Annotated in this window: 3 protein-coding genes; all 3 read left to right on the plus strand. The window is 60.1% G+C overall.

Annotated elements, in window-relative coordinates:
* Positions 1–839: enterochelin esterase (gene fes, locus RTY00_RS24515; RefSeq protein WP_312666712.1), on the plus strand; the 839-nt coding region annotated here is incomplete at its 5' end.
* Positions 832–1,053 carry an MbtH family protein gene (locus RTY00_RS24520; RefSeq protein WP_176973441.1) on the plus strand — a complete coding sequence of 74 codons (222 nt, stop codon included), beginning with the start codon at positions 832–834 and terminating at the stop codon, positions 1,051–1,053. The genes fes and RTY00_RS24520, both read left to right, overlap by 8 nt.
* Positions 1,054–1,105: 52 nt before the next feature.
* On the plus strand, positions 1,106–1,686 hold a 581-nt coding region (locus tag RTY00_RS24525), incomplete at its 3' end, for a condensation domain-containing protein (protein WP_312666713.1).

Consider the following 1,686-nt stretch of genomic DNA (forward strand, 5'->3'; position numbering starts at 1 on the left):
ACATGCCGGATGCACCGCATCAATCAGCCTGGCGCGCGCTGGATGCAGGCATGGCGGAAACCTGGCCAGATACGCTGCAAACCCTGCAGTGGCAAAGCACGTTGCTCAACGTTACGCGCAACGTCTGGCTCTACAGCACCGGCACAACCGCTCAGCCCGAACAGCGTCCGCTGGCGATCCTGCTCGATGGACAAAACTGGGTGTACGGCCAACCGATTTTCAGCGCGCTGGATCAGGTCACCGCCGATGGCGAACTTCCGCCCGCCTGCTGGCTGTTTATTGATGTGATTGATAGCCAGCATCGCGAAGCCGAACTGCCGTGCAATGAAACCTTTTGGCAGGCGGTGCAGCAGGAACTGTTACCGCTGGCACGCCAGCACGCGGCGTTCAGCAGCGACGCCGACCGCACGCTGGTGGCCGGGCAAAGCTACGGCGGACTCGCCGCGCTGTATGCCGGTTTGCACTGGCCACAGCGTTTTGGCCGCATTCTCACGCAATCGGGCTCCTTCTGGTGGCCGCATCTGCAATACATCCGCGACTACGCCAACCGCGAGCAGCATGCGCCGGGTTTGTTACTGGAACGGCTGCAACAGGGCGAGTTACCGCCGGGCAAGCTGAATATTTTCCAGGAAGTGGGCGATCGCGAGGAAGACATGGTGTACGTCAACCAGCAGATCGTCCCGGCGCTGCAAGCCGCAGGCCATGAATTACATTTTCGCCGCTTCGCCGGAGGGCACGATGCGTTGTGCTGGCGTGGCGGTCTGATCGACGGCTGCCGCTGGCTGCTGGCCAATTTTCTCCCCACAACCTCACCTTCTAAAGGTAATAACCATGTCTGAACAACAGAATCCGTTTGATAACGACGCGCTCGATTTTCTGGTGCTGCTCAACGCGCGTCAGCAATACAGCCTGTGGCCGGCTTTTGCCCCGGTTCCGGCAGGCTGGCACAACGTGGCGGGACCGCTGACGCGCAGCGCCGCCATTGAGTTTATCGAAGCAAACTGGCACGACATGCGGCCAGCGACGCAACAGACGTCGTCTACCGCGCATTAATTTTCTTTAACTTTCTCTTTTTTAAATTGTTTTTCTCGACAGGAATTGTCTCTTGGCAACGTTCAAACAGGTCCATTCAGCGGCCTATCCACTGGTCGCGGCGCAGCCCGGCATCTGGATTGCTGACAGCATTGCGCAGCAGCGCAATCAATTTACCGTGGCGCACTACAGCGTGCTGCACGGCGACATCAATCGGGCGGCGCTGGACAGCGCCATTCAGCAAGCGATGGCGGAAGCCGATACTGTGCAGGCGCGCTTCGGCCTTGACGATAATGGCAATCCGGCGCAGTGGTTCGGTGCGCAAGCGCCGGTCGCGCCGGAATGGCATGATTTCAGCCAGCGCGCCGATGCCACCAGCCAGGCGCACAAACTGATGCAGGCGGATCTCGCCGCCGAGCTGCCCGCCGACGGTGACAAACCGCTCTATCGCCACGCGCTGATGCGTATCGGCGACGGTAGCTGGTTGTGGTATCAGCGCTATCACCATTTACTGGTGGATGGCTTCAGTTTTGAAGCGCTGACCCAACGCGTCGCGGCGATCTATGCCGCCCTTTGCGCCGGAGCAACGCCCGCGCCCTCGCCGTTTACCCCGTTCACCACGGTGATTGAAGAGATTCAGCAGTGGCAGGATTC

This window comes from Pantoea sp. CTOTU49201, assembly GCF_032054795.1.
Classification (GTDB): Bacteria; Pseudomonadota; Gammaproteobacteria; order Enterobacterales; family Enterobacteriaceae; genus Pantoea; species Pantoea symbiotica.

Coding starts and splice junctions, on each gene's coding strand:
- RTY00_RS24520 (WP_176973441.1), top strand. CDS start 832: ATGTCTGAACAACAGAATCCGTTTGATAACGACGCGCTCGATTTTCTG.